Origin of the sequence: Vibrio sp. YT-17, assembly GCF_033337375.1 — a bacterium.
GTDB classification, from domain to species: Bacteria; Pseudomonadota; Gammaproteobacteria; order Enterobacterales; family Vibrionaceae; genus Vibrio; species Vibrio alginolyticus.
In genome coordinates this window covers 1-1,208 of the sequence record NZ_JAWOQP010000132.1, presented here as the reverse complement: position 1 = coordinate 1,208, position 1,208 = coordinate 1, and the positions used below count along the sequence as shown (strand labels likewise).

Annotated in this window: 2 protein-coding genes; both read left to right on the top strand. The window is 44.5% G+C overall.

All coding sequences use genetic code 11. The features are described 5' to 3' along the window. A partial coding sequence (locus R7F67_RS24425) for a GGDEF domain-containing protein (RefSeq protein ID WP_318057490.1) occupies window positions 1-781 on the top strand: 781 nt, incomplete at its 5' end. 245 nt (window positions 782-1,026) lie between these two features. Next, a partial coding sequence (locus R7F67_RS24420) for a DUF3302 domain-containing protein (protein WP_318057489.1) occupies window positions 1,027-1,208 on the top strand: 182 nt, incomplete at its 3' end.

Genomic DNA, 1,208 nt, shown 5'->3' with positions numbered 1-1,208 from the left:
TGGGAAGCGAATTAAAAAGCATTCTTCGCCCATTCTGGCGAAACGTTTTTACAACGCAATGAGCAAAGTCAGTGCGTCACAAGGGCAGTTTCAGCAAGCTTTAAGCTGTGAGAAACGCGCTTTTCGTATTGAATCAGACTTAATAAAACACATCCCAATCAGCGAATTGGGCGCGGCTCAACTGCGTCGATTGTCTCGCTTTGAATTGCAGTTAAAGCTCATTCTGTCTGAGATTGAAAACAAAGAGCTTAAAGAGACGACCAAACAACACAAAAATACCGTAGCTCAGTTGCAGCAAGACGTATTTACCGATCCCCTTACCTCGTTGCACAACCGCCGCTGGTTGGAGGTAAAACTGAAAGACATGTTGCTGCACGACACTCCATTCGCATTGATGGTCATCGACATCGATCACTTCAAATCCATCAATGACGAACTGAGCCATTTGGTGGGTGACAAAGCGATCAAAAGTGTGTCACAGGAGCTGGCATCCTACTTCAAATTTAAAGGTGCATCGTGCGTGCGATTTGGCGGTGAAGAGTTCCTTGTAATTCTTGAGAACAGCCAATTGGAACGCGCAGAAATGCACGCTGAAAACTACCGCGAGCGTATTTTTAAATATGCATGGCGAGACATTCTTGGCGAACGCGGCCTAACCGTTTCCATCGGTATTACACTCCATCGCGAAGGGGAAAACACTCAGCGCACCTTCTACCGCGCCGACAAAGCCTTGTATCGTGCCAAAGCCAATGGCCGAAACCAAGTCTGTACCGAACTTTAAGCCACGCCCCAGTTGAAATCTGGGGCTTTATCATGCTTTTTATCAGCCCTACCCGAATCTATTCACTTTTTGTTTAAATCTGTACTCAATCTCGCCAAACTTGCCTACAACTATCAGTACGTACTGATATCGCATAAACATAATTCGCACATAAAAAGCGCTTGATTCATCTATAGTTAAGACAAATACTTAAACCGTTAATTTACGTAAGTTTTTCCAATTCGCAACAAGCACAGGTAAGTAAGATGTTTCTAGACTATTTTGCACTTGGGTTACTCATCTTCGTTGCTTTAGTTATCTTCTACGGAATCATTGTTATCCATGACATCCCGTATGAAATTGCTAAAGAGCGTGAACACCCGCACCAAGACGCAATTCACTACGCAGGTTGGGTCAGCCTGTTCACACTGCACGCACTTTGGCCATT